The 24,632-nt window shown below is 36.3% G+C and carries 13 protein-coding genes; 3 read left to right on the forward strand and 10 right to left on the reverse strand.

Features of this window, described 5'->3' with window-relative positions; genetic code table 11:
* Positions 1–16: 16 nt before the first annotated feature.
* The 6 genes from N0K80_RS05575 to N0K80_RS05600 form a co-directional block, all read right to left on the reverse strand.
* Positions 17–928: a PTS system mannose/fructose/sorbose family transporter subunit IID gene (locus N0K80_RS05575; protein WP_057974504.1), complete on the reverse strand. Its 912-nt coding sequence runs from the start codon at positions 926–928 to the stop codon at positions 17–19.
* A gap of 24 nt (positions 929–952) precedes the next feature.
* Entirely contained in the window at positions 953–1,756 is an 804-nt protein-coding gene (locus N0K80_RS05580; protein ID WP_057974503.1) for a PTS mannose/fructose/sorbose transporter subunit IIC, read from the reverse strand.
* A 37-nt stretch (positions 1,757–1,793) separates the two neighbouring features.
* On the reverse strand, positions 1,794–2,777 hold the full coding sequence (locus N0K80_RS05585) for a mannose/fructose/sorbose PTS transporter subunit IIA (protein WP_146343240.1): 984 nt from the start codon (positions 2,775–2,777) through the stop codon (positions 1,794–1,796).
* A 581-nt stretch (positions 2,778–3,358) separates the two neighbouring features.
* Positions 3,359–7,105 carry a helicase-exonuclease AddAB subunit AddA gene (gene addA / locus N0K80_RS05590; protein ID WP_431605481.1) on the reverse strand — a complete coding sequence of 1,249 codons (3,747 nt, stop codon included), beginning with the start codon at positions 7,103–7,105 and terminating at the stop codon, positions 3,359–3,361.
* Positions 7,105–10,668, reverse strand: a complete 3,564-nt coding sequence (locus N0K80_RS05595) for a PD-(D/E)XK nuclease family protein (RefSeq protein WP_269026220.1) — start codon at positions 10,666–10,668, stop codon at positions 7,105–7,107. The genes addA and N0K80_RS05595 overlap by 1 nt, the downstream gene beginning before the upstream one ends.
* 716 nt (positions 10,669–11,384) lie before the next feature.
* Positions 11,385–12,353: a ribose-phosphate diphosphokinase gene (locus tag N0K80_RS05600; RefSeq protein WP_057974498.1), complete on the reverse strand. Its 969-nt coding sequence runs from the start codon at positions 12,351–12,353 to the stop codon at positions 11,385–11,387.
* A 197-nt stretch (positions 12,354–12,550) separates the two neighbouring features.
* Here N0K80_RS05600 and N0K80_RS05605 point away from each other — a divergent pair, with 197 nt between their 5' ends.
* Positions 12,551–13,909, forward strand: coding sequence for a hemolysin family protein (locus tag N0K80_RS05605; RefSeq protein ID WP_146343237.1), 1,359 nt, complete (start codon positions 12,551–12,553; stop codon positions 13,907–13,909).
* Positions 13,910–14,049: 140 nt separating this feature from the next.
* Here the strand turns inward: N0K80_RS05605 and N0K80_RS05610 are convergent, their stop codons facing one another.
* Entirely contained in the window at positions 14,050–19,590 is a 5,541-nt protein-coding gene (locus N0K80_RS05610; protein WP_269024065.1) for a Cna B-type domain-containing protein, read from the reverse strand.
* 38 nt (positions 19,591–19,628) lie between these two features.
* On the reverse strand, positions 19,629–20,048 hold the full coding sequence (locus N0K80_RS05615; RefSeq protein WP_269024066.1) for a MarR family winged helix-turn-helix transcriptional regulator: 420 nt from the start codon (positions 20,046–20,048) through the stop codon (positions 19,629–19,631).
* Between the two features lie 227 nt (positions 20,049–20,275).
* Between N0K80_RS05615 and N0K80_RS05620 the strand changes: the two genes are divergently transcribed.
* Entirely contained in the window at positions 20,276–21,586 is a 1,311-nt protein-coding gene (locus N0K80_RS05620; protein ID WP_269024067.1) for a Y-family DNA polymerase, read from the forward strand.
* Positions 21,579–21,959, forward strand: coding sequence for a hypothetical protein (locus N0K80_RS05625; protein WP_269026222.1), 381 nt, complete (start codon positions 21,579–21,581; stop codon positions 21,957–21,959). Before N0K80_RS05620 ends, N0K80_RS05625 begins: the two co-directional genes overlap by 8 nt.
* A 1,356-nt stretch (positions 21,960–23,315) precedes the next feature.
* Here the strand turns inward: N0K80_RS05625 and N0K80_RS05630 are convergent.
* Together N0K80_RS05630 and N0K80_RS05635 are read right to left on the reverse strand one after the other, a co-directional pair.
* The gene (locus tag N0K80_RS05630) at positions 23,316–23,507 is read right to left on the reverse strand and encodes a hypothetical protein (protein ID WP_269024069.1); all 192 of its coding nucleotides are present in this window, start codon (positions 23,505–23,507) and stop codon (positions 23,316–23,318) included.
* 376 nt (positions 23,508–23,883) lie between these two features.
* Complete coding sequence (locus N0K80_RS05635) at positions 23,884–24,627, reverse strand: response regulator transcription factor (protein WP_269024070.1); 744 nt, start codon at positions 24,625–24,627, stop codon at positions 23,884–23,886.
* Between the last annotated feature and the right edge of the window lie 5 nt (positions 24,628–24,632).

A 24,632-nucleotide genomic window follows, 5' to 3' on the forward strand; every position in this document is an offset into this window, starting at 1 on the left:
GAGTTCAATTTTAATTTTATAGGATGTGAAGAACGTGAGCACCGATACCAACTACGAATAAACCTAGAATGATAACAATTGGTGAAACTTTCTTCTTCAATAACCACATACATAAGAATGTAAGTAATAACCCAGCCAAACCTGGAATTAATTGATCCAAGTTTTGTTGTAATGTTGTTACTTTATCTGGTGTTAGTGATAAACCTGATGCTTGGTCTTGCAAGGCTTGTTGAACCCCCGCAGAACCTTTAGGCATATTAGTCCAGTCAATGAAAGCACCTTTAGCTAATTTAACCGTTGAAACAACCGGCGTAAATTTAATTGAAACCCAACGTTCAACCAAGGCCGCAAGTACGAACATACCTAGAATCGAAGCACCTTTAGTAATATCTTTTAATAAACCACCTGAAAGATCTTCTGTGATTTTAGAACCGGCTTTGTAACCAAATTCTTGTGTATACCACATGAATCCCATACGGATGATATTCCAAGCAACGAAGAAGATGATTGGTCCGAGAATATTACCACCGATAGCCAATGAGGCACCTAAAGCACCCAACATAGGACGGACAGTAAACCAGAAGACGGGATCACCGACACCGGCTAAAGGACCCATCATACCAACTTTAACACCTTGAATTGCAACATCGTCGATATCAGCACCATTAGCACGTTCTTCTTCAAGTGCTAATGTAACACCAAGGATTGGTGATGCAAGATAAGGATGAGTATTGAAGAATTCCATGTGTCGTTTCATTGCTGCCGCACGGTCTTCTTTAGTTTTGTATAATTTTTTAATTGCTGGAATCATTGAGAATGTCCAACCACCATTTTGCATACGTTCGTAGTTCCATGAACCTTGAATGAACGTTGAACGCCATGCTACGGCTAATCGATCTTTTTTAGTTAATTCAATTTTATCTGCCATAATATTTTTCCTCCCTCTTCCAGTCTAATAGTCGTTCAGAATTTCGCCAAGTGGATCACCGGTATTATTGCCACCGCCACCATTTGATGAACCACCCATTTTTTCGAGGTTCAAGTAAATAAGAGCAAGGGCAACACCGATAGCACCAATAGCGATCAATGTTAATTGCGTAATAGCTGCGACTACGAAACCAAGAACGAAGAATGGCCATACTTCTTTTGTAGCCATCATGTTAATAACAAGTGCATAACCAACGGCAACCACTAATCCACCACCAATAGCCATACCATCTGTTAACCAAGCAGGCATTGAGTTCAAGAATCCGGCAACTGTTTTTGCTGGAATGAAGAGAAGTGCTGCTGCAGGGATAGCAATACGGATACCTTGCATACAGATAGCAAGAATATGCCATACTTCTAATTTACGAATGTTACCTTGTTCTGCTGCGGCATCCATTGCATGAACAATAGGAACAGCAAGAGTACGAACAACCATTGTTAAGAATAATCCGGCAACGGCAAGGGGAACGGCAACAGCGATAGCTGCAGGAACACCTTTAACACCTTGTCCACCTAATACTAAAATAATTGCTGATGCAACTGAAGCAAGTGCAGCATCGGGAGAAACAGCAGCCCCGATATTTGCCCAACCAAGTGCGATCATTTGTAATGTACCACCAAGAACGATTCCGGCGGTGAAATTACCAGTTACTAAACCGATTAAGGTACATGCCACTAGTGGTTGATGGAATTCGAATTCATCCAAAATTCCTTCAATACCAGCTAGAAAGGCAACTAATACTACTAAAATCATTGATATAGCTGACATAATAAGCCTCCTAAATTAATTTCCTTTTATTTGTTGTTTAAGCCTTAGCTAATTCTGCTTTAGCTTTTTTGAGAATGTTAGCCATGTTATCTTTTGAATCATTAGGTACTTTACGGACATCAAATGTAACGCCCTTGTCTTCTAATTTTTCAAAAGTATCAACATCTTCTTGTCCCATTGATAATACGTTGTTAACAACGACTTTACCAACTGAATGAGCCATTGAACCAAGATTAATTTCACTAAAGTTCATACCGCCATTCATTGCTGTTAAAACATCTTCTGGGCTTTCAAAGAGTAATAATGCTTTCATTCCACCAAAACGAGGGTCTTTTGAGACTTCAATCATCTTAGCAATTGGCACAACATGTGCAACAATACCAGGTGGTGAAGCTTGCTCGATTAGGTTTTTACGAAGCGCATCTTTGGCAACATTATCAGAAACAACAATGATACGATCAGGTTTAACTGATTTAGACCAAGCTGTAGCAACTTGTCCATGCAATAAACGAGAATCGATACGTGTTAAAACGTAATCAATTTTACCATCACCGATAACAGTTCCTTCAGGAATTGAACCAGTAGGTTTGTTTGTTGCAACAACAGCTGCTTCTTTTGGTGCCAAATCTTCTGGTTTGATCTTAACGCCGCCTTTTGCTTCACCTAAGATACTTGCAGCAATTTCTTGTGCAGAATCCATTGATAAGCGTGCTGCGTAAGCTTCAATTAACATTGGCAAGTTTAAACCTGTAACGATTGCCCATTTGTCTTTGTGAGCTTCAAACAAACCGTTTGCTTGATTAAATGGTGATCCACCCCATAAATCAACTAAGAACAAGACTTCATCGTCGTCATCAAAAGTAGCAATTGCTGCTTCAAGATGAGCTTTCAAATCGTCAGGGCCTTCATTTGGCATGAAAGTTACAGCTTGAACTTTTTCTTGTTCACCAAAAATCATTGAACCGGATTGCATAATGCCTTCGGAAAATTTACCGTGACTTGCAATTACAATTCCAACCATTTTAAAACCTCCTAAATGTTTATTAGATTACTGTAAGAACCTAGAAAAACGCTTACATTTATAATATAAAAGTACGCACAAATTTATTTCAAAAGCAATTCAAGCATCCGCCTTTGTTCCTAAGCAATCTAATTTAATTTTAAAATGTTATAAAAACCTTAAAAATAATATCGTTTCCATAACGTCTATGTTGTTTAGTATAGCACAACGATTACGAATTACTATTAAAAAAACGCAATTGTATGCGGTTACAATCATACCATTTAAACGCATGGATATTAGTTATCCACCCGCATAATGGGTTTTTTAACGTTTACATGACTTGTTTCATTCAAAAAAAACCTATCTATACCAATTTCGAAAAAAGTTTTTTAAAATCATATTAATTCTTCGTTTTTCCATAAAATGGCACCGAAATTGCGTCACCAATTCTCGTTAACTCTTCTCTCAAAAAAATGAAATCAATAAAGAACCGCCCACCAATAAAAAAAGTGGACGGTTCCTATTATTTTATTATGGTTAACTATCAAATAAGTGTAATTTGTTCAACCACTGTTTTCTTGCTGTATACCTCTGTATCCCTAAACCTCAACTACTCGATTAGCAGCCAACAGATATAGATATTTATGTGCGACTTTTAATCCCGTCATATTCGCTAGTGCTTCACCATAAAGATTCAATTGACCTCGATAACGGGTCGTTAATTTTTCAATCTCTTCTATAGTATTGTCTTTAGAAACTTTATCCGTCTTGTAATCAAATAAAATCAATTCATTATCCTTAATGAAGTACCCATCAATAATCCCATGGATGAGAACTTTTTCATCGGGAGACTCCACATTTTGGAAGAGTTCGCTGGCCGGTAATAACATTGAGAAAGGTGCTTCACGCTGTACGGTGTTCCCAGCCAATACAACTTCCTTCCCTAGATCAGACTGAAAGAAATTAGAGATATGTTGCTCGTTAATTAATACCGCGACCTCTTGAGTTAAAACCTTGGCTGAGACTAAGCGTTTAATTTCAGTTTGAATTCCTACTAAGGTAACCTCAGTGGTTAAATCTAGTTCTTGTAGAACCAAATGTGTTGCACTACCAATATCGATTCCGGTTGGTGCGGTCACGCCCTGCATAAATTTCGGCACGGCGAGTTCACTTGTCACATAGCGATTGCCTTGGCCCGCTATACTCAATTGATTCATTTCACGATTAGTTGGATCATCGAATAATCGTTTTACTTCTGATACTGCCTGATAGGCTGTTGTTTTTGTCAAATTATCAAATGGATATTGGAAATTTAACACTTTATCAATTTGGTCAACATCAATGGTACCAAAAGTTTCCGGCATGCCATCGGTCGTTGCCTCTAACCAATCCATTTGCGTGACTTCTTCTTCGGCAACACTTAATTGTTGTAAATCCTTTTTTTGATAGAAGCTGACACTAAATTGCGTTTTTATAGCTTTTTCATCAAATAGTTGTGGTACCACTGGTGGATCTAACAACAGTGATTTATCAAACTGCGGATGACGAACTAACGCCATACCAATCCAGTCCATGAAATTTTTAATGCCACTTCGAGCTGGTGCGTTTAAAACAAGTTGTTGACTCTGGAACGCTTTTTGCCAACGTTTAATTGCCGTTTCTCGATTTGCGTAAGCACCAACAATAAATAACCGTTGTTCAGCACGTGTTAAAGCAACATACAACAAGCGCATTTCTTCCGCCTCAGATTTCTCGATAACGGCTGATTTTACAATTGATTTTTGCAACGCATCCACTGCTGTCCGATTTTCAGGGTTCAAATAAGTAATACCAATTCCGGCTTTATCATCGATTAAATAAGGCATCCGCATCCCCATTTGATTGAATTGATGTGTCGCATCAACAAGGAAGACCATCGGAAATTCAAGTCCCTTACTCCCATGAATGGTCATTACTGACACCGCATTTTCTACATTTTGAACAGGTGCTTCTGCTAAATCTTTATCCCGTTCTTGCATTTTTTCAATAAACCGAACAAATTGGAATAGCCCCTTAAAACTACTATTCTCATAGGCATGTGCGCGATTATATAAGGCATGTAGATTGGCTTGTCTTTGACTTCCCGCGGGCATCCCACCAACGTAATCAAGAAAACCCGTTTCTTGGTATATCTGCCAAATTAGTGTCGCTATCTGATTTTCATGCGCAATCTCACGAAATCCTGAAAGTTGCGTCAGGAATCGATCAATTTTTTGATAGAGATTTTTGGCAAATCCACTTTCTTTAAAGGTATCAAAATTTTGATAGAAAGTTAGCACTGCCTGATAATAATCATCCGTCCGATTACCAATTCGTAAATAGGCCAGCTCATTTTCATCCAGCCCTACGATAGGTGAGCGTAATACACTAACTAACGGAATGTCTTGGTACGGATTATCAATAATCCGCAATAACGACATCATAATGCGAATTTCAGTCGTTTGAAAATAACTTTCCGCATCGTTAACAACAACTGGAATCCCCATTTTTTTAAACATATCAATAATCACTAAATTATTCTTACGCGTTGGTACCAATAACGCAATATCACGGTACGCCACTGGTCGTTTTTCTGACGCCTCACGGTCAAAAATCTCCGTTTTAGTCGCAATCAATTCCTGAATACGTTGTCCTATCAAGGCAACTTGACCTTCTGACTTCCCATCAATTTCAAATTGTTCATTCGTTGCTTCCATCGGTTCATCCGGATTTTCAAAAGTTTCGGGTTCATCTGATTCATAAATTAACACCTCAGCATTTTGCTCAACATCAGGGTAATACGTTGCCCCAAATACGAGTTTGGCATCAGTATCGTAAGCCATTTGCCCGACTCTATTATCCATAATCTGAGTAAAAATTAAGTTAGTAAAAGCTGTTACATTCTCCACGGAACGGAAATTTTCAGCTAAGATAATTCGGTTACCCTGACTGTCATTTTCCTTATAAGCTTTATCTTTACTTAAAAACAGACCAGGATCTGCTAGTCTGAAACCGTAAATCGACTGTTTCACATCCCCCACCATGAACATATTACCAGGGTTTTTCGTAGTAATTCGCGTTAAAATGGCTTCCTGAAGTTGATTTGTATCCTGATATTCATCAACCAAAACTTCGTTATATTTTGCTTGAAGTGCCGTTCGCGTCTGAACAGACGTTTCAGAATCTCGCGTCAAAATATCCAATGCTAGATGTTCTAAATCATTAAAATCAAGCATATGTCGTTGACGTTTCTCCTTAGTAAATGCATCACTAAACAAGCCGATTACGTCAACTAATTTTTCAATCAGCTTTTTAGACTCCGCCATAATTTCTAAAGTTTCTGTTTCATTTAAATTAAAGAAGCGCTCAGTTAGATTAGTTAATCGTTTTTTAATACCGTCTTTTAAGTCTTTAATTTGATCCTTAGCTGCAGCTTGGTCTGCTTCCAAGTTCTTCGCCGGCACGCTTGGGGCACGTTTCAACTTATAACCACGAATATTATCGTGAATTTGATTCCAAGCCGCATCATCGTCAACTGATTGAACAATAGCCACTAGGAGCTTGCTTTCCTCCTCGGTGACTACCTGATGTTTAGTTAAACTAAAGTGAACGGATAAGTCTAACGTCGTTTTCAAGTCAGCCTGAATTTGGGTTAAATCAGCTTGAATTAATGGTTTAATTGTCGTTTGGTAGTATGAGCTACCAACTAGGTCATCTCCCACATCATAAGTTGCCGCTAAACTAGCCAACCATTCTGCGGGGTTTGGTTTTGAACTCGCAAATGTAAACAAACTGAAAACAAGTTCTGATAACCCATCATCATTACGATCGTTTGAAAAATTTTGTGTTAGTCGTTCAAATACTGCGTCATCCGTAGCATACAGTGATTCACGTAAATCCTCCCAGACACTTTCCCGCAACAAAGCTGCTTCAGTTACATCCGTTAACATCCTGAAGACGGGATCCAAATCAATCACGTAATAATAACGTTTAATTAATTGCAGACAAAATGCATCAAAAGTACTGATATTAGCGACTGGTAGCCGCATTAATTGATCAACTAAATGTTGTTTATCTACACGATTATCTGTTTCATTGATTGCTTTTTGTAGCGCAACTTGAATTCGTTGACGCATTTCTTTAGCAGCGGCTTCCGTAAAAGTCACAACTAATAAATCATCAATATTCGTTTTTGCCAAGATTTTTTTAATGACGCGCTCGACTAAAACACGCGTCTTACCCGAACCGGCAGAGGCCGATACCAGAATATCGGTACCACTCTCGTCGATGGCACGTTGTTGACTTGGCGTAAATGTAAACTTACTCATTATTCATCGTCCTCCCCGTCCGTCAGGCGTCGTTCTATTTCTTCCCAACTCAATTTACTAATTTCATGGTAATTATTTTCAGGTAACATCGCATCAAATTGAAAGATAGATTTATATGGTGAATATTGTAATGCTGTTTTTTTGGCGTTCCAACGTGCAGGACTTAGGTTCGTCGACCCTGAAAAAATATCGGTTGCCGCATCCGTTATTAATTGTTTATTATGTCCCAACAATAAATTCAAATCAGTTTGTGTGATTAATTTTTTTGATAATGAAGACGGCGACGTGAAGCCCTTTTTCGTTTTTCTAAACGGATAGATTAATGAGTATCCTAGCGATTCGTCTTCAAAATCAGTATCTAAATTACTCAATAATTGATTATCTTCAAGTAATAAACCGTCCATTTGATTAGCTTTCAATAACGTTTCCTCAAACCCTTTTGTCTGAACATCTGCCATCTTCAACTTAGGATTTTGTAAATGCATATAAACGGCACCAGCGGCGGCTGTTTCCAATCCCGTGTCCGGCGCAATAGCATCCGCATTTTCAATTAGAGCTTGTAGGTAGGTTAACATCTGCATCGATAACCCATAATAAGCGTCACTAAAATCAAATTTTCGAATTCCCGATTTATAATCGACAATCCCAAGATACTGTTTTGACTCGCCCTTCATATAATCAATCCGGTCAATTTTACCGCGGACATTTACTGAACGACCTTTGGGCAAAGCGTAAGTTAAAGCCTTCAATCCGGACTCAGCACCAACATGTCCAAACAAGACTTCTGTTTTCAGCGATTTCATTTTTGTTTGTTGACCTTGTTGCCACATAGCGTGCGTTACTTGTTTCAATAGTAGACTAAGTTGCTTGGCAATGTAGCCCATTCGACTGGAACTCCCCAGAATTTGAAATTGTGGTAGGTCGCGCATGTCTTTTAAAATGGCATTTAAATAATCATCTAATTGTTCTTTGGTAACGTTGGCATAAACTTGATTATTATCAGCAACTGCCTTCATCAACTCATCCAAGCCCATATGGAAAAACTCTCCTGTACTTGCTGGTGATAATTCAAAGACGTCACGTTCCTTCAATTTTAATCCATACTGTAAAAAGTACTCAAATGGATTGCGGTAGAAGGTTTCCAATTTTGAAATCGAGGTGTCTAATCGCTTGCCATATAAGTCGGTTATAATCTCTTGCGTTAACTTAACTGGGACATTTTTATAGTCTAAACTGCCCAACAGTTGTTTCGTTAACGGACCGATTTCAGAATCGGCCATTAATTGACGTAAAAGATACAACCAAGAGTCTGGCATGGGTGATAACCTTGTTTTCGCCAATCGACTAGCAACGACTAATGATGATAACGTGCTCCGCTTTGTTCCCACAAAATCTAACGCCGATTGTTCCGTCAGTTCCGGATTAGCAGCTAACTGTTGTGTCGATAAATTAAAATGTTCTTTAATCATCATTAAATAAGGCGACGGATTTAAATTTTTTTCGCCGTCGTTTCCACTAGGATATGAAAAAATAAGTTGTTCACGTGGTCCTAGAAAAGCGAGGTAGTTTAAGAAGGGTTCAGCCGCCATTTGGCTAATTGCCGAGTCTGATAAATATTGTTCAGCGGTTAGTTCTCCGGCCATTTGTGCTCGATCATCATCCGTTAATAATTGTGTCTGACTAACTTGTTCTGGCATCACCATATCTGTTGAACCAATCATAAACGTAATCTTGCGGTTATTCATTTGAACCATCCCCGATTCAGAAATGACCACTTGATCCAAAGTCGAAGGCACTTGTGAGTAACTTGCGCCTTCAAATCCAGCCTGAATTAATGCCATAAAATCATCCGCATTAAATGTCTGATTTCCTAATGTTTCAACGTATTCATCTAACATACCGACAAACGTTTGCCATGTTTGTTCGGGTTCTTCTGATCGAGCAATATTGCCGGCGGCCAAATAACGATCACGCCAACTTAACAGGCGTTTCGTTACTCCGTTTTCAACTAGGAATTGGTAAACAAGCTTTGCGCCTGCTTCACCGGTCGTTGCTTGATCTAGTTGTTCAAAGAAAGGTGGCAAAATTACTTGAACAAAATGTCTAATCTGATTAATTTGAGTTGTAATTGCTTGGTCTTTATCCGTCTGTTGCTCATTGGCATCCGTAAAATCGAAGCGGTAGAAAGTCCAGTCATCTTTGCGTAGCCATTGAGAACCAGAAAAACCGTACTTCAAAACCATATTTTCCGTTAAATCAACGGCACTTCGATAGCGTTCAATTGGCATTTCAACCGCATCAACTTGTGGAATCAACAACTCCGTTTTTAATAAGCGCATCATTGCACCGTATTGGTAATGTTTCGCTTTTACTTCAAATAGGGCTGCTAGTAACTCAACTAACGGATGGTCAGCCATCGCATGCTGTAAGTCATTAAAATAAGGAATTTGGAATTCGTTAAAAACAGGTGGAATTACCGTCTCATAGCTGTCTAAATGACGAGTTAAAATCATAAAGTCTCGGTAACGGTAGCCTTTAGTTGCCACTAGCTGCCTAATTTTTGTGGCTACTTGTCGGATTTCGATATATCGACTATCTGCTTCAAATACTTGAATAGAATCCGAATGAACCAATGATTCTGATTGCGTTCTAACTAATCGTCTTGAGGAGATCCAAAAATCTTCTAAAAGTGATAAATCAGGATTTTGATTTTCCTTTGGTTGAGCATAGCTATCGGTCAAGACCGGAATCTGAACTTGATGCGCTTTTCCAACTAAATCAGCATATAAGCGACTTGATTTATAAAATAAATCCGTTTCTTCAGCAACTTTATTTGCGTTACCTTGGTCTAAGACTAACCCTATTGTGACTTGCTTGGCCCCCTTGATTAGAGCCATCACAAGTTCTTGTTCTTGCGCCGTAAATTGTGAAAAATGGTCAATGTAAAAATAACTTGTTCGCAAACCATCTTCTGTGAAATAACGACTTAATTCCGCTAATAAATCATTATTTTCAATATAACGATCAGTCATTGCGGCATCAAAAGCGCGATAAATAATTTGTAAATCATGCAATTTAGCACCTAAATCACCAGTCGTTGGAAAAGTCCCAGCAATTCTAGTCAAATCATCAACCGTAACGCAACCGACTTTAAGTTCTTTTAACTGGCTAACTAGTTGTGAAATAAATCCTGTTTGCGTTTTTTCGCCTCTGAAAATCGTTAAGTCATCTTCGTGTTCAGAAATCAATTGATAAACCAACATGTTCAATCCAGATTGAGATAAACGTGGAATCTGGTAATATGGTGTATTTTTCAAAAAGAACCAAGCTAATCGCGTGAACGACAATACTTGGACATTTGATTGCGCAAAAAGATTCTGTTCAGTCAGTTTTTCTTGGCCTAATGCTTCAAGAATACTAACTTCCGCTTCAAATTTAATATGATTTGGAACCAGATAAAAAAACTGACCCGCTGGATCCGTTATTTGTGACTCTTTTAATTGTCCAACAAGGCTTGCTTGATGGTCTGTACTTGCTTTTCCTAACACAAATTTCAAACTCAATTTTACCGCCCCTTTTCATGCTACTGAATCATTCTTATTATCTATTAATATATCATATTACTATTTCTCATTTTGTCTCCCTTATATCATCCTCACTGCCTAACTAATATATGCCCAATATATATATAAAATAGAACTAATATGATCTTAAATAACATTGGGAGAAAAACGAATATCATTAGTAGATCATAAGGTAACCGACGTGTTTTCATCTGTTTAAATGACAGGTAAAATAAAACAAATATGCAAATTATAATGAGAAAATAGATGAAATTGTAATCATTTAAAGTATCACGATATGAGTCTACAGAGATTAAAGATAATTCAATTAAAGAAATTAAAAATACATAAAATTTAGTGTTTCCCTCTACTTGTGCCTGAAATTGTAATTTTAAACAAACTAAAAAATCAATTAATAAAAAAACTTGTATAGAAAACAGACCAATTATGCCTAAATGATACGGAAATAATTGAAGCATTAAAAAGAGAAACAACAAAGTATTAATAACTAACAAAAAAATAGGAACAATTGATTGCAATTTTTTAGACATAAAAGAACCTCCAGTAGTTATTATGCAAAACAAGTATACCATTAAAAATTTTTAAAATTTGTTTGGATAGGACTTATCATTTCAGCTAATAACCATTAGCAAAACCCAAAATAAAAAGCCGCCAGTAAACTCACAAAAAGTGATTTACCAACGGCCTCTTTTAATTTAATTTTTTTCTGTGAATAATTTATCAACTGAACGGTTTTTATGAATCAAATCAATGGCTTGGCCAAAGAGATCTGCAACTGATAAACGAACTAATTTGTCTAATTTATCAGCTTCTGGCACGACAATACTATCGGTTACGATAACTTGTTTAATGTTGTCATCAGATAAGGCTTCAATTGCGCCTTCCGACATAACAGCATGTGTTGCACAAGCATAAATATCTGTTGCACCAGCAGCTTTGAGTGCGCGTGCTGCATCAGTCATCATCGTTCCCGTATCAATCATATCATCAATGACGATACAACGACGGCCTTTAACATCACCAATAATTGACGTTTCTGCACTATTATCAGCAAAATCAGAGCCACGTTTATCAACGATAGCAATCTGAGCTTTGAGCTTTTCAGCCATGTTACGGGCACCTTTAACGCTGTTATGGTCAGGTGAAACGACCACAACATCATCTGTAATCCCATTTTCAATGAAGTATTTAGCTTGGATTTCTAATGACACTAAATGGTCCACTGGAATGTTGAAGAAACCTTGCAATTGCGCCGCATGCAGATCCAACGTAATCACGCGAGATACGCCGGCTAATTGAATAAAGTTTGCAACAAGTTTGGCTGTAATTGGTTCACGTGAACGTGCCTTGCGATCTGAACGTGCGTACCCATAATAAGGCATTACAACGTTAATAGTACCAGCACTTGCACGACGCAATGCATCAACCATAATTAAAAGTTCCATTAAATTTTCATTTACTGGATTTGAAATTGATTGAATAATATAAATATCTGCGCCACGAATACTTTCATCGATATTAATTTGAATCTCGCCATCACTAAAGTGTTTCACGGATGCTGTAGAAAGGGTTGTATTTAAAACGTTAGCAACCTTCTCTGCTAACTCAACGTTAGAATTAAGTGCAAATAATTTTAATTGACCTTTTGCGTATTGACCCGACATGATAGCCTCCGTTATTCTTCTATATTTTTTCTCTATCCTTCTATTATAATGAATTTATGTGTAAATTACTATCCTCTGCGTAAAAAGTTTGCGATTATCTGAATAGTTCCCTTGGAGTAAACGACATTAAGCGTATTTAATGGTAAAATAGAGGGGTACGAATTTAAAATATGAATTAATTATGGGGGACACAAAAATTGTCTAGTAGTACAGTTATCGTCAATTTGATTGTCATCTTGGTGACATTATTTGCCGCAGCATTCTTCGTTGCCGCAGAATTTGCACTCGTTCAAGCACGTCCTAGTGCCATCGAGGCCGATATGGAAGCGGGTATCGGTAATCGTAAGAAACAAGAAAGAGCATTAAAAATGCTGGCTCATCTGAATGAATACCTATCAACAACCCAAGTTGGGGTCAGTGTTGCCGGGATTATTCTTGGTTGGGTCGGTGAAAAAACCATTGAGTTCTTGTTAGTGGATGTCCTTAAATGGTTCCATTTTGCGTCTGAATCAGGATTAAACATCATCGGTGCAATTATCGGTGTGTTAATCTTGACCTACGTTGAAGTGGTTTATACGGAAATCGTGCCTAAAAACTTAAGTATCGATATGCCCGTCCAAGTTCTAATGGTTGTCTTAACGCCATTACGTTACTTCCATCTTGCATTCTATCCATTGGTTTGGTTACTGAACAACTCGGCAACACGCGTAGCCAGAATGCTTGGTATCACACCAACTGATGAAAATAGTGAAATTTTCACCCAAAAAGAAATTCTAGCCTTATCACAAAATGCCGTTTCAGGTGGCGAACTTGATCGTGACGATTATGTCTACATGCAACGCGCATTTGATTTGAATGATAAGATTGCCAAAGATATTATGGTTGATCGAACAAGTCTTTACGTAGTTGATATTACAGATACCATTCATGACGTCATTAAAGATTACTTACATCAAGGGTATAGCCGTTTTCCAGTCGTGGCTAACAATGATAAAGATAAAATTCTCGGCTATGTTTATATCTATGATTTAGTCAGACAAGCTGAAATCGACGATACCATTTTAATTAGTAAAATGCTCAGATCAATCATTACCGTCCCAGAAACAACACCAATTAGAACGCTGTTAAGCCAAATGATTAGTAAACAAACACCAATCGTAGTGGTTTCGGATGAATATGGTGGTACAAGTGGGATTGTAACTGATAAAGATATTTACGAAGAATTATTTGGAACAGTTAAAGATGAAATTGATGACGTTTCAAGTGAATACATCGTCAAAAATGATGATGGCACCTACAATGTCAGTGGTAAAACGACTTTATATGATTTTGAACGTTTCTTTAAAATTAAAAATAAAGAAATGAACGATTCAGAGAGTGTTACCTTAGCCGGTTTCATTCTTGAAAATCATAAAGTTCGATTAAATGAAGTTATTCGCTTCGATGCCTTTGATTTTAAAATCATTGAATTCAAACGTAACTATATTGATTGGTTCCAAGTAAGTTACTCATCAAAACAACCAGAAGCAACTGAAGAAGAAAAAATATCTGAATAAAGCCATTATTTGGTTAAAAAAACAAAAAATAACCCTTAGTATCAGACTAAAATCCAATACTAAAGGTTATTTTTTTGGCTCAAATTCAATCATTAATCGAAAGTAATGCTGATAAATAAATCAATTCAAGCTACTTTACGTTATTTAGTAACTTTCCTTTTTCGATTTCCATAAAAGTAGCATCCCCCAGATAATAATACGACTAATATTCCAAAAATAGTTACCCAGTTATTCTCTTCTTCTCCGGTTTTAGGTAATTGTTTTTGAGTCGGTTTCTTAGGAACTGAGTTCACTTTTGTTGCTTTTGGTTTCATAACTTCCTTTTTAGTAATTTCTTTTTTGACAACTTCTATTTGTTTCGATTCCTTCTTAGCAGTAACTTTCTTCACCGGTTCTTTTTTTACGGAATCTCTCTTAGTTGGTTTCTTTTCAGGTTTATCTGGCGTTAAGCTTCTAATAAGCGTATTTGTAATTTCAAAATGGTCTGGTGCCATTTCTTTCACATCTGCCGAATAAGCCTTATCTGTCTCAACTTCTCTGACGGTATACGTCACCTTTTTACCATCATTTCTAAGATATAATTCTTGCCAAGAATATGCCCATTGATTGTTTGCATTTAATTCCACAACCTCACCATAAGCTTTGTCATCCGCATATAATTGAACTTTCACTTGTCCAGGTCGTAACCCACCTTGATTATCATGATCGTCCCATTTCTTTATAACATGAATAGTTGTTTTATCAGGTTCATGGTCATTAATCAGGTTATTTCCATCTACCTTAGACGTATAACCTGACACCGAATCTTCTGAAATCGTATATTCGATTACTTTTCCATTTTCATATTTCGGCATATCTTTAAATAAATATTTCCAGTCGTCTTTTGCGGATACTATTTTTACATCTCCGACTTGTTTACCATTCGCTAATAAATGAACTTTAATCGTTTCGGGTCTTTTACCATCTCGATTATTGTCGTCTAACCACGTTTTATGACCCGAAACACTCGTCAATTCAGACTCGTGTTTGTTAATCAGATTAGTTCCATCCACTTTTGATGTATAACCTGACACCGAATCTTCTGAAATCGTATATTCAATTACTTTTCCGTTTTCATATTTCGGCATATCTTTAAACGAATATTTCCAGTCATCTTTTGCAGATACTGACTTCGCATCTCCAACTTGTTTACCATTCGCTAACAAATGAATCTTAATCGTTTCTGGCCTTTTACTATCTTGATTATCATTATCCAACCAGGTTTTATGACCTGAAACACTCATCAATTCAGATTTGTGTTGATTGATAAGATTTGTGCCATCAACTTTTAATGTGTAGCCCACTACCGAATCTTCCGAAATGGTATATTCGATTGCTTTTCCATTTTCATATTTCGGCATATCTTTAAACGAGTATTTCCAGTCGTCTTTTGCAGATACTGACTTCGCATCTCCAACTTGTTTACCATTCGCTAATAAACGAATCATAATCGTTTCGGGCCTTTTCCCGTCTTGGTTATCATTATCTAACCACGTTTTATGACCTGAAATTGTTGTTAATTCAGACTCATACTTGTTAATCAGATTATTTCCATCCACTTTTGACGTGTATCCCACTACCGAATCTTCCAAAATCGTATAGTCGATTGCTTTTCCATTTTCATATTTCGGCATGTCTTTAAACGAGTATTTCCAGTCATCTTTTGCAGATACTAACTTCGCATCCCCAACCTGTTTGCCATTCACTAGTAAATGAACTTTAATCGTTTCGGGTCTTTTTCCGTCTTGGTTATTGTCATCTAACCACGTTTTATGACCTGAAACACTCGTTAATTCAGGTTCATGTTCATTAATCAGATTATCTCCATCCACTTTTGATGTATAACCTGACACCGAATCTTCTGAAATGGTATATTCGATTACTTTACCATTTTCATATTTCGGCATATCTTTAAATGAATACTTCCAGTCTTCTTTTGCAGATACTGACTTCGCATCTCCAACTTGTTTACCATTTGCTAATAAATGAATATTAATCGTTTCGGGTCTTTTGCCATCTTGATTATTGTCATCTAACCACGTTTTACGACCTGAAACACTCGTCAATTCAACCTTATGGCTATTGGTAATTAGAAACTCATTTTTTTCTTTGTTAACAACAGATACGGCTGATTGATATAACTTGGAAACATTTAATTCCTTTACATCGTACGTAACTTTCGTGCCTTTTACTTTTTCGTTTAAATCCGTCCAGTGATGAATCCAATGATTTGATTCATTCAGTTCCACATCATTACCCCGTGGTTTACCATCCGCATACAGTTGAACCCGAACTTTATCAGGACGCACACCATCTTGATTATTCTGATCTTCCCATTTTTTCGTAACTTGAACGGCTACTTTACCAGGTGTATAGCTGTTAATCAGGTCATTCCCATCTACTTTTGACGTATAACCTGACACCGAATCTTCTGAAATGGCATATTCAATTACTTTACCGTTTTCGTATTTTGGCATATCTTTAAATGAATATTTCCAGTCGTCTTTTGCGGATACTGACTTCGCATCCCCAACTTGTTTGCCGTTTGCTAATAAATGAACTTTAATCATTTCCGGTCTTTTTCCATCTTGATTATCATTATCCAACCAGGTTTTCGTTCCTGAAACACTCGTCAACTCAGACTCGTGTTTGTTAATCAGGTCATTCCCATCTACTTTTGACGTATAACCTGACACCGAATCTTCTGAAATGGCATATTCAATTACTTTACCGTTTTCGTATTTTGGCATATCTTTAAATGAATATTTCCAGTCGTCTTTTGCGGATACTGACTTCGCATCCCCAACTTGTTTGCCGTTTGCTAATAAATGAACTTTAATCATTTCCGGTCTTTTTCCGTCTTGATTATTATTATCCAACCAGGTTTTCGTTCCTGAAACACTCGTCAACTCAGACTCATGCTTATTAATCAGATCATTTCCATCTACTTTTGACGTATAACCTGACACCGAATCTTCTGAAATGGCATATTCAATTGTTTTACCATTTTCATATTTTGGTACATCTTTAAATGAATATTTCCAATCATCTTTTGCGGATACTGACTTCACATCCCCAACTTGTTTACCGTTCGCTAATAAATGGACTATAATCGTTTCTGGCCGTTTACCATCTTGATTATCATTATCCAACCAGGTTTTCTTTCCTGAAACACTCGTTAATTCAGTTTTATGACTATTAGTAATCGTAAACTCATTTTTTTCTTCATTAACTACGTATACAGCCGATTTATATTGTTTAGAGACGGCGACTTCCTTTACGCTGTAGTTCACCTTAGACCCTTTTAATTTTTTATCCAATCCTGTCCACTGATATAACCAATGATTTGCTTCATTCAATTCCACAATATCACCTTGTGCCTTATCATCAGCGTACAGTTGAATCTGGACTTTATCAGGGCGCAGACCATCCTGATTATTGTGGTCCGCCCATTTTTTGGTAACTTGAACGGCCGTTTTCTCAGGCGTATATCGATTAATTAAATTAAATCCTGATACTTCGGGCGTATAACCAACCACATTATCTTCAACTACGCTGTAATGAATTAATTGGCCGTTTTCGTATTTTGGCATGTCGTTAAATGTATATTGCCAATTTTCAGCGGCCGTCACTTTTTTCGCAACCCCAACACGTTGATCGTTCGCTAATAAATGAACTTGAATAGTACTTGGCCGTTTACCATCTTGATCGTCATTATCGACCCATGTTTTCGTACCAGAAATAGCGCTCAATTCGGGTTTATGTGTATTGGTGATTAAAAACTCGTTCTCCATCGCATCCGTGTTTGAAATATCAGCTTGATACTGGTTTGAAACATTTAATTCCTTTACACTATACTTAATTTTCGTACCATTTTCGTTTTTATTCAGATTCAACCAGTGCCCGGTCCAATGATTGTCCTCATTTAATTCGACCGGATTTCCTTTTTCTTTTCCGTCCGCATATAGTTGCACTTTTACATCGTCCGAACGTATACCATCTTGATTATTGTGATCAACCCATTTTTTAATTACCGTTACGCTCGTTTTCGTTGGCGTATAGGTATTTTCAATATTCATGCCGTCTACTTTACCTGCATAGTCTTCGACAGCATTTTCAGATACTGTATATTGAATTAATTTTCCGTTAGCATATTTTGGTACATTTTTAAACTTGTATTGCCAGTTTTCACTGGCTTTTACCGTTTTTTCAGGTCCCTCTTGCTTGCCATTCGCTAATAAATGAATTTTAATCGACTCAGGTCTCTGGCCGTCTTTGTCTTCATTATCTACCCACGTTTTTTCACCACTAACATCTGTCGTCTCAGATTCATGCTGATTCGTAATCACGAACTCATTCTCACTCGCATCTTGAGTCGTTACCTCTGGAACGTACCCATCTGTTTGACTCGTTTCTTCAACAGTATAGATAATTTCAGAACCATTAACGCTCTTCACTAGCCCTTTCCACGAATAATGCCATTGATTAGCGGCTTCCAAAGTAACCGGGTCGCCCGTTTTATTTCCATTTGCATACAGTTGCGCAGTTACTTTCTCAGGACGTAAACCATCTTGATTATCGTGGTCGTCCCATTTTTTAGTTACTGAAGCAATTGTTTTATTTTCTCCATCAATCTTGCCATCCACGTTGACATTTTTAACCGTCGCATTTGATTCTTTACCGCTTACCGCTGGTTGATTGAATTCTCGATACCATATTTTACTTTTATTTTCAAAAGACTTTTGATTGTAATCTTGAATTTTTGTTAAATATTTAATTCTAAAAGTATTCTTTGACACCCATCTTTCCGGGATAAAAACCTTAATTTGTCCAGTCTCTGGATCAGCAGAAATAGAGCTACCCTGAAATACTTTTGTGAATTTTTCTACGGCTCCTTTGCCCAGAAAACAACTATGATTATAACCACTTACAGAAATTTCAAAATTATCTAAATCTAGTTTCTGTCCGGGTTGTATTTTGTCATCAATATCGACGCCATCCGTCGCAAAATTTTTATTATTATTAATATTTAAAAACCACCGTACATGACTTGTATCCTCAGGTTGCATATCACCCGACTTATAATAAAACGAATTTGTAGTTGGCCTCGTTGCTGGCTTTTCGATACTTATTTTCGCAGACTGATTCCCACTTGTGATGATTAAATTCCCAATATTTTTATCATCCGTTTCAGTCATATTGCGACCCTCTAAATCAAACTCAGTCCATCCCTTAACATCTGACATATCTTCAATATTATGATCAAATAAAATGACTGCTTTTTCTTTGGTTACCGTTAAGGTTCCCACGTCGACATTATGTATTTTAAATTTATAGGTTTTAGAATATCCCGTCCCAAACACATTACCGGAATGTGGCCAATTGACGGCAATAGTGTCTCCCGCTTTTATCTTTCTCCCTTGAGCATTAAATTCTAACCTAACCGTTGCCTTCCCTCCATCAACCATTTTATTTGTTGATAGTTTAAGATCTGTCACCATATGACTCACATCATTATTTACCTTTTCTTGTTGCGTTACTGCATTCCCACGGGTTGCTTCGGCATAAGCCGTTGCTGGCGTAATGCAAAAAGAAGTTAATAATCCTAATAATATGAGATATGTCCTTATTTTTTTATTCATCTAATCCTCCACTAAGATTCATCATTGGTCTAGTTCATTTATTGAGACGTTTGATCGTTTAATTTCGTTAAAATTTGTCCCATAAGTTCCTTTTCATCATTTGAAAGAACTTTTATTGATTCGGCTAATGCCTTATCAGCGATAACGCTGTAACGATTGTAAGTTTCTTTCCCACTTTCTGTCAGCTTTAATCGGGAAGCTCGCTTGTCTAAAGGGTTCACTTTTTTATCGACGATATTTTTGTCAATTAAACGTCTCAAAATACCAGAAATCGTTGCTTTATCGATATCTATTTGTTTTGCTAAATCCGCAGAAGTTACTAATTGCGCCTTAGACATTAAGCCTATATTTTTAATAACAGCCCATTGTTGAACCGTTACGCCTTCTTTTATTAATTCTTTATTAACTTGATATTTCACTTTTTTAGAAACCGACATGAGTAAATAACCTAAATCCATATCCATCACTCCTCATATTTTAGTTAGCATACTAACTATACCAATTGGTACACAATATTTCTATGAAGGATTTCTCTTTTTTTAAAAAATAATGTCAGTAATTTCTTACTGACATCATTAAAAACCCATTATAGTCATTCACTAATGACAATTTTATTACAAGTATCATTGACTAAAGGAACGTATGTTCGTATAATTAGGTATTATATTGAAGGAGGTTTTTTAGAATGTACAATTATAGCAATGAACCTAGAAGGGTCATCTTTATGATTGATTCTAAATCCTTCTATGCCTCGGTTGAATCAGTTGCACGCGGGCTCAATCCGCTACGTTCTATTCTTGTCGTGATGTCTACTGCTGAAAATACTGGTAGCGGCTTAGTTTTGGCGGCTAGTCCAATGGCCAAGAAACTATTTGGCATTAGTAATGTGACCCGTGCTAAAAGCGTTCCAATCCACGATGAACGTTTAGTAATTGCTCCACCAAGAATGAATTTATATATAGAAGAAAACATAAAAATTAATAAAGTTTTTCAACAGTTTGCGTCAGATGATGACATCCATCCCTACTCTATTGATGAATCAATTATTGATATGACGACTAGTTGGAAGCTTTTTGGAAATTCTCCGTACGAAGTTGCTCGAAAAATTCAACTCGCCGTAAAAAAGGAAACCGGTATTTATACAACCGTTGGCATTGGTGATAATCCAGTACTTGCTAAGTTTGCCTTAGACATCGAAGCAAAACGTAATCATAGCTTAATTGCTGAGTGGCACTATGAAGATGTACCAGATAAACTATGGCCCATTACTGAATTTGAAAACATTTGGTCAATCGGGCAGCAAACTGCTAAAAAATTAAAGTCTTGGAAGTTCAATTCAATGTATGATCTGGCACATTCTAATCCGTATGAACTTAAAACTAGGTTAGGTATTGTTGGTAGTCAATTATTCGCGCTCAGCTGGGGCATTGATCGTGCAATCATTCATGAAAAATACACGCCAAAAGAAAAGTCATACGGTAATAGTCAGGTATTACCTAAAGATTATGTTATTCAATCCGAAATTGAAGTTGTTATCCGTGAGATAGCTGAACAGGTTGCTGCGCGTTTAAGAGCCCATCATAAATCTGCAACGGTTATTAATTTGGGTATTGGTTTCTCTCTGGCAGAAACCACAGACTCTGCACGCAGCCGACCAGGTTTTGGAATATCAATGAAGATTGATCCCACCAATTCAAACGTGGAGCTAACAAATCACGTCCTAAGGTTATTTCGGAAAAAGTGGCATCACGAATCATTAAGACACATTAGCATTTCTTGCGGCAACTTAATTGATGATAATACACAGCAACTAGATATCTTTGATACTAAAGACGACGAACTTAAAAATCATATTTTAGATCATACAATTGATGATATTCGAAAGAAGTACGGCTTCAACTCACTTGTAAAATTATCTAGTAAGTCAAAAGGCGCCACCGCGATTGGTCGTGCCGGTCTCGTTGGTGGCCATGCTGGCGGAAATGCATATGACTAAGGAAACTAGCGATTCAAATCTCATAAATCAATTCCTTAAATATGATTATCATGATCGTGGCATGATGAAATGGCAGGGCTTCTATTTAAGCGACCATACCTCGGCTAGGACAAAGAAATCGAACGAAGAAGAATCCAAACAGGCATTAACCCACGCTATTAAGATGACTAGTCATGAAATTACAGAAGTAATTAATTCAGCGATTATGAAATCTACTCCCGTCTCTATTGATTTGTCTACCAAAAATATTGATGGCACTCTTCTAGAACCAGTTACGGGTTTAATTGATGGGTGGTATGAAGATAACTTAATTATTAACGACGCAAAAGTAAATATTGCAGATATATATGCGATTTATTTCTCTAGTTATTAAAAGAAGGAAACCGATATACGCAGAGGTTATCTGCGTATATTGGTTTCCTTCTTTTCTTTATTCTTTACGGTAAGAATCAATTCATCCAGAACTGCCACCCTACTTCAGTTACTTTTTCCGTGCACGATATAAATTAACCATAGTTCTGCCTAAAAATATCGCTATAATAAAAATTCTACAATCATAAAAGAGAGAACTATCTCGAATGAAGAACGATAAAATTATTATCATTAAAAACATCGTCCCTATAAGAGAAAGAGACTCATCTACGCTTTTTTTTAATTTTTCCATATTTTACACCCGCCTAAAATATAATTACAGTCAATAAAGTACCACTTTCTAACATTTACTCAAGTAAGAATCTGAGTAAGTACCTTCTAAAAAATACTCACTCATTTTTTATTTAGATTTTTAAAATTGCCGCTATTGTGAATGTATAAATAATAACAATAATGCCCATTAATATCCCTGAAAGTATTGCCTCTGAACCGATAGCTCCTTGTATACCCGCTAACCACGGTCCAATTATGCATAATACGATACCAATTATCCCCAGCCATCTCGCCTGATTATTATCAGGCTTAAATATTTTTTTATTGATAAAACTCCCCCTAATATTTTAAACCCAACATTAGGATAACACCCGTTATCAATTGCTACAATTCATAACGTTTCTTATTCATGATATAATGAACCCATAAAAAAGAAGCCCTGCGTCAACAGGCCAGGACTGTTAAAGACGGTAGCTAAATGTTAATGGGGTTTTTTGTCCTAATGTTATAATGACCACTCATTTTCATAAGTATTACCTTCTTAAGAATAACCACTATATTTTCTATTAGATACGTTTGCCATGCTCAAAGAATCTTTTTATTTAAGCATATGTGATAACATCTGAAATAAATATTTTGAAAGAAATATGATAAATACGTTTTAAAAAGATACAATTAAGGAGTGATATATCATGTTTAAAAATAGAAATATACAAGGAATTTTTGTTGGAATCACGGCAGGTTTATCAATTTTATTGACACGTAGTTTAAACTTAAATTTAATTATGTCGGCTCTTGTAACTGCTCTTCTTGTGTATATCGTATCCAAAATAGTTATGTATTTAGGGAGTAAATAAGAAATATGATAAATTATCTGGTTATCTAAAGACCGCGCTAAAGTAGATACTCGGGTATATTCAAATTTCTTGTCCTTTACTCAATTTCATATCTAAGTTTGAAAACCCAGATAATACTACATCCAAACCTTGGACACAAAACTATTAAGTTTATTGACTGCAAAAAAATCCGTAGAGAAGTTACTCTCGACGGATTTTTGTATGTTTTCAAATAATAGATATTCATTTTATTTATTTTTTAAATCTTTTTCTAAATTCAAAATTTTTTGGGTAGTTAATTCTTTAATTTTTTCTGTACTAATCATCACTTTTTTTGTGATTTTATTCAACTTATTCCGGTATATTCCTGAATATATCGAACAAACAGTCCAAATACATATTAATACTAAATCAATAATAACAATGATATGATCATTCATCTATTTCTCCTATTAACTTTCTTATTTGGTCTTGTTGCTTTTCTTCTAATTTAGTAAGATAATCGATTTTTTTCTATCTCTTCGTATTCCTAAAAGTGTAAATACAATTGTAAGACTAAATACAAATAGTCCCCATTTCATAATTTCCATAAGTTCCTCCTAAAGTGCTAATGCCAATACTAAACATTCAAAAAATTCAACCAAAGCAGCAACTATCTCCGATTCCTCAACCTATATTGTTGCGACACCACAGTCCATTTTATCAACTTGTGCAACATAGTTACTTTTATATGATAGCATTAATCTTCTCTTTAAATTTTTCTTTAGTTAAAAATTAAGTATATTCAGAGTGCTTTTTCATCCCATTATCAGCATTCTATTGTTTTAACAAGTTCTTAATTTTATTGGACTTTCCCCTAGCAAATTGCCTTGATAATTCAGAATCAAATTTGATTTCACGAGACTTAAAATTAATTTCAGTCATATTTTTAAGATTCACTAGACAATTTCGATTGATCCTAAATAAGTATGGATACTTTTCCTCTAGATCTCTTAAGTTTCCATAAAATTCGTAGCGCCCATTTTTAGTGTTCAAAAGGACCCGATGGGGTAGACTTGAAGGTTCAATTAAATAGATATCTTGTTTATCAATTGAAAACATTTGGGAACCAATTGAAAACTTAAAATCACATTCTTGACACTCTCTGGTCGCATCAATTCTTTGTTGCGCTAATGTTAGTAATTCAACTATTTCGGTACGATAATCATCTAAAGGTTGATCTTTTGTCACAAATCCAAGTGCCTCAACCCGCCGTCGTAGCGTCAATGGCATCATCTCATCATGAGTTGTGACAAAAATAATTTTAGCTTGGACATCAGTCGCTCGAATCTGTTCAGCTAAATCAATCCCATCAATTGAACTTGCCAAATCAATATCTAAAAAATAAGTCCCTTGTTTTGGATTACATTTTTCTAAATAGTCAATGACTTCTATTGGGCTCTGAGTTTTTATTTCTACTTTAAATAAATCAGTATGAAAAAGAATATATGTTTGAACGATTGCTTCTAGTTGATTCAGTTGAATAATTTGATCTTCACAAAGAATAATTGGATAGGCCAATGTGA

This window comes from Dellaglioa carnosa (genome assembly GCF_026948345.1).
In the GTDB taxonomy this organism is placed as follows: Bacteria; Bacillota; Bacilli; order Lactobacillales; family Lactobacillaceae; genus Dellaglioa; species Dellaglioa algida.

Bases quoted from the DNA above. Each gene is read 5' to 3' on its own strand.
- N0K80_RS05575 (WP_057974504.1), bottom strand. From the start codon at position 928: ATGGCAGATAAAATTGAATTAACTAAAAAAGATCGATTAGCCGTAGCA.
- N0K80_RS05580 (WP_057974503.1), bottom strand. From the start codon at position 1,756: ATGTCAGCTATATCAATGATTTTAGTAGTATTAGTTGCCTTTCTAGCT.
- N0K80_RS05585 (WP_146343240.1), bottom strand. From the start codon at position 2,777: ATGGTTGGAATTGTAATTGCAAGTCACGGTAAATTTTCCGAAGGCATT.
- addA (WP_431605481.1), bottom strand. From the start codon at position 7,105: ATGAGTAAGTTTACATTTACGCCAAGTCAACAACGTGCCATCGACGAG.
- N0K80_RS05600 (WP_057974498.1), bottom strand. From the start codon at position 12,353: ATGTCGGGTCAATACGCAAAAGGTCAATTAAAATTATTTGCACTTAAT.
- N0K80_RS05610 (WP_269024065.1), bottom strand. From the start codon at position 19,590: ATGAATAAAAAAATAAGGACATATCTCATATTATTAGGATTATTAACT.
- N0K80_RS05615 (WP_269024066.1), bottom strand. From the start codon at position 20,048: ATGGATTTAGGTTATTTACTCATGTCGGTTTCTAAAAAAGTGAAATAT.
- N0K80_RS05620 (WP_269024067.1), top strand. From the start codon at position 20,276: ATGTACAATTATAGCAATGAACCTAGAAGGGTCATCTTTATGATTGAT.
- N0K80_RS05625 (WP_269026222.1), top strand. From the start codon at position 21,579: ATGACTAAGGAAACTAGCGATTCAAATCTCATAAATCAATTCCTTAAA.
- N0K80_RS05630 (WP_269024069.1), bottom strand. From the start codon at position 23,507: ATGAATGATCATATCATTGTTATTATTGATTTAGTATTAATATGTATT.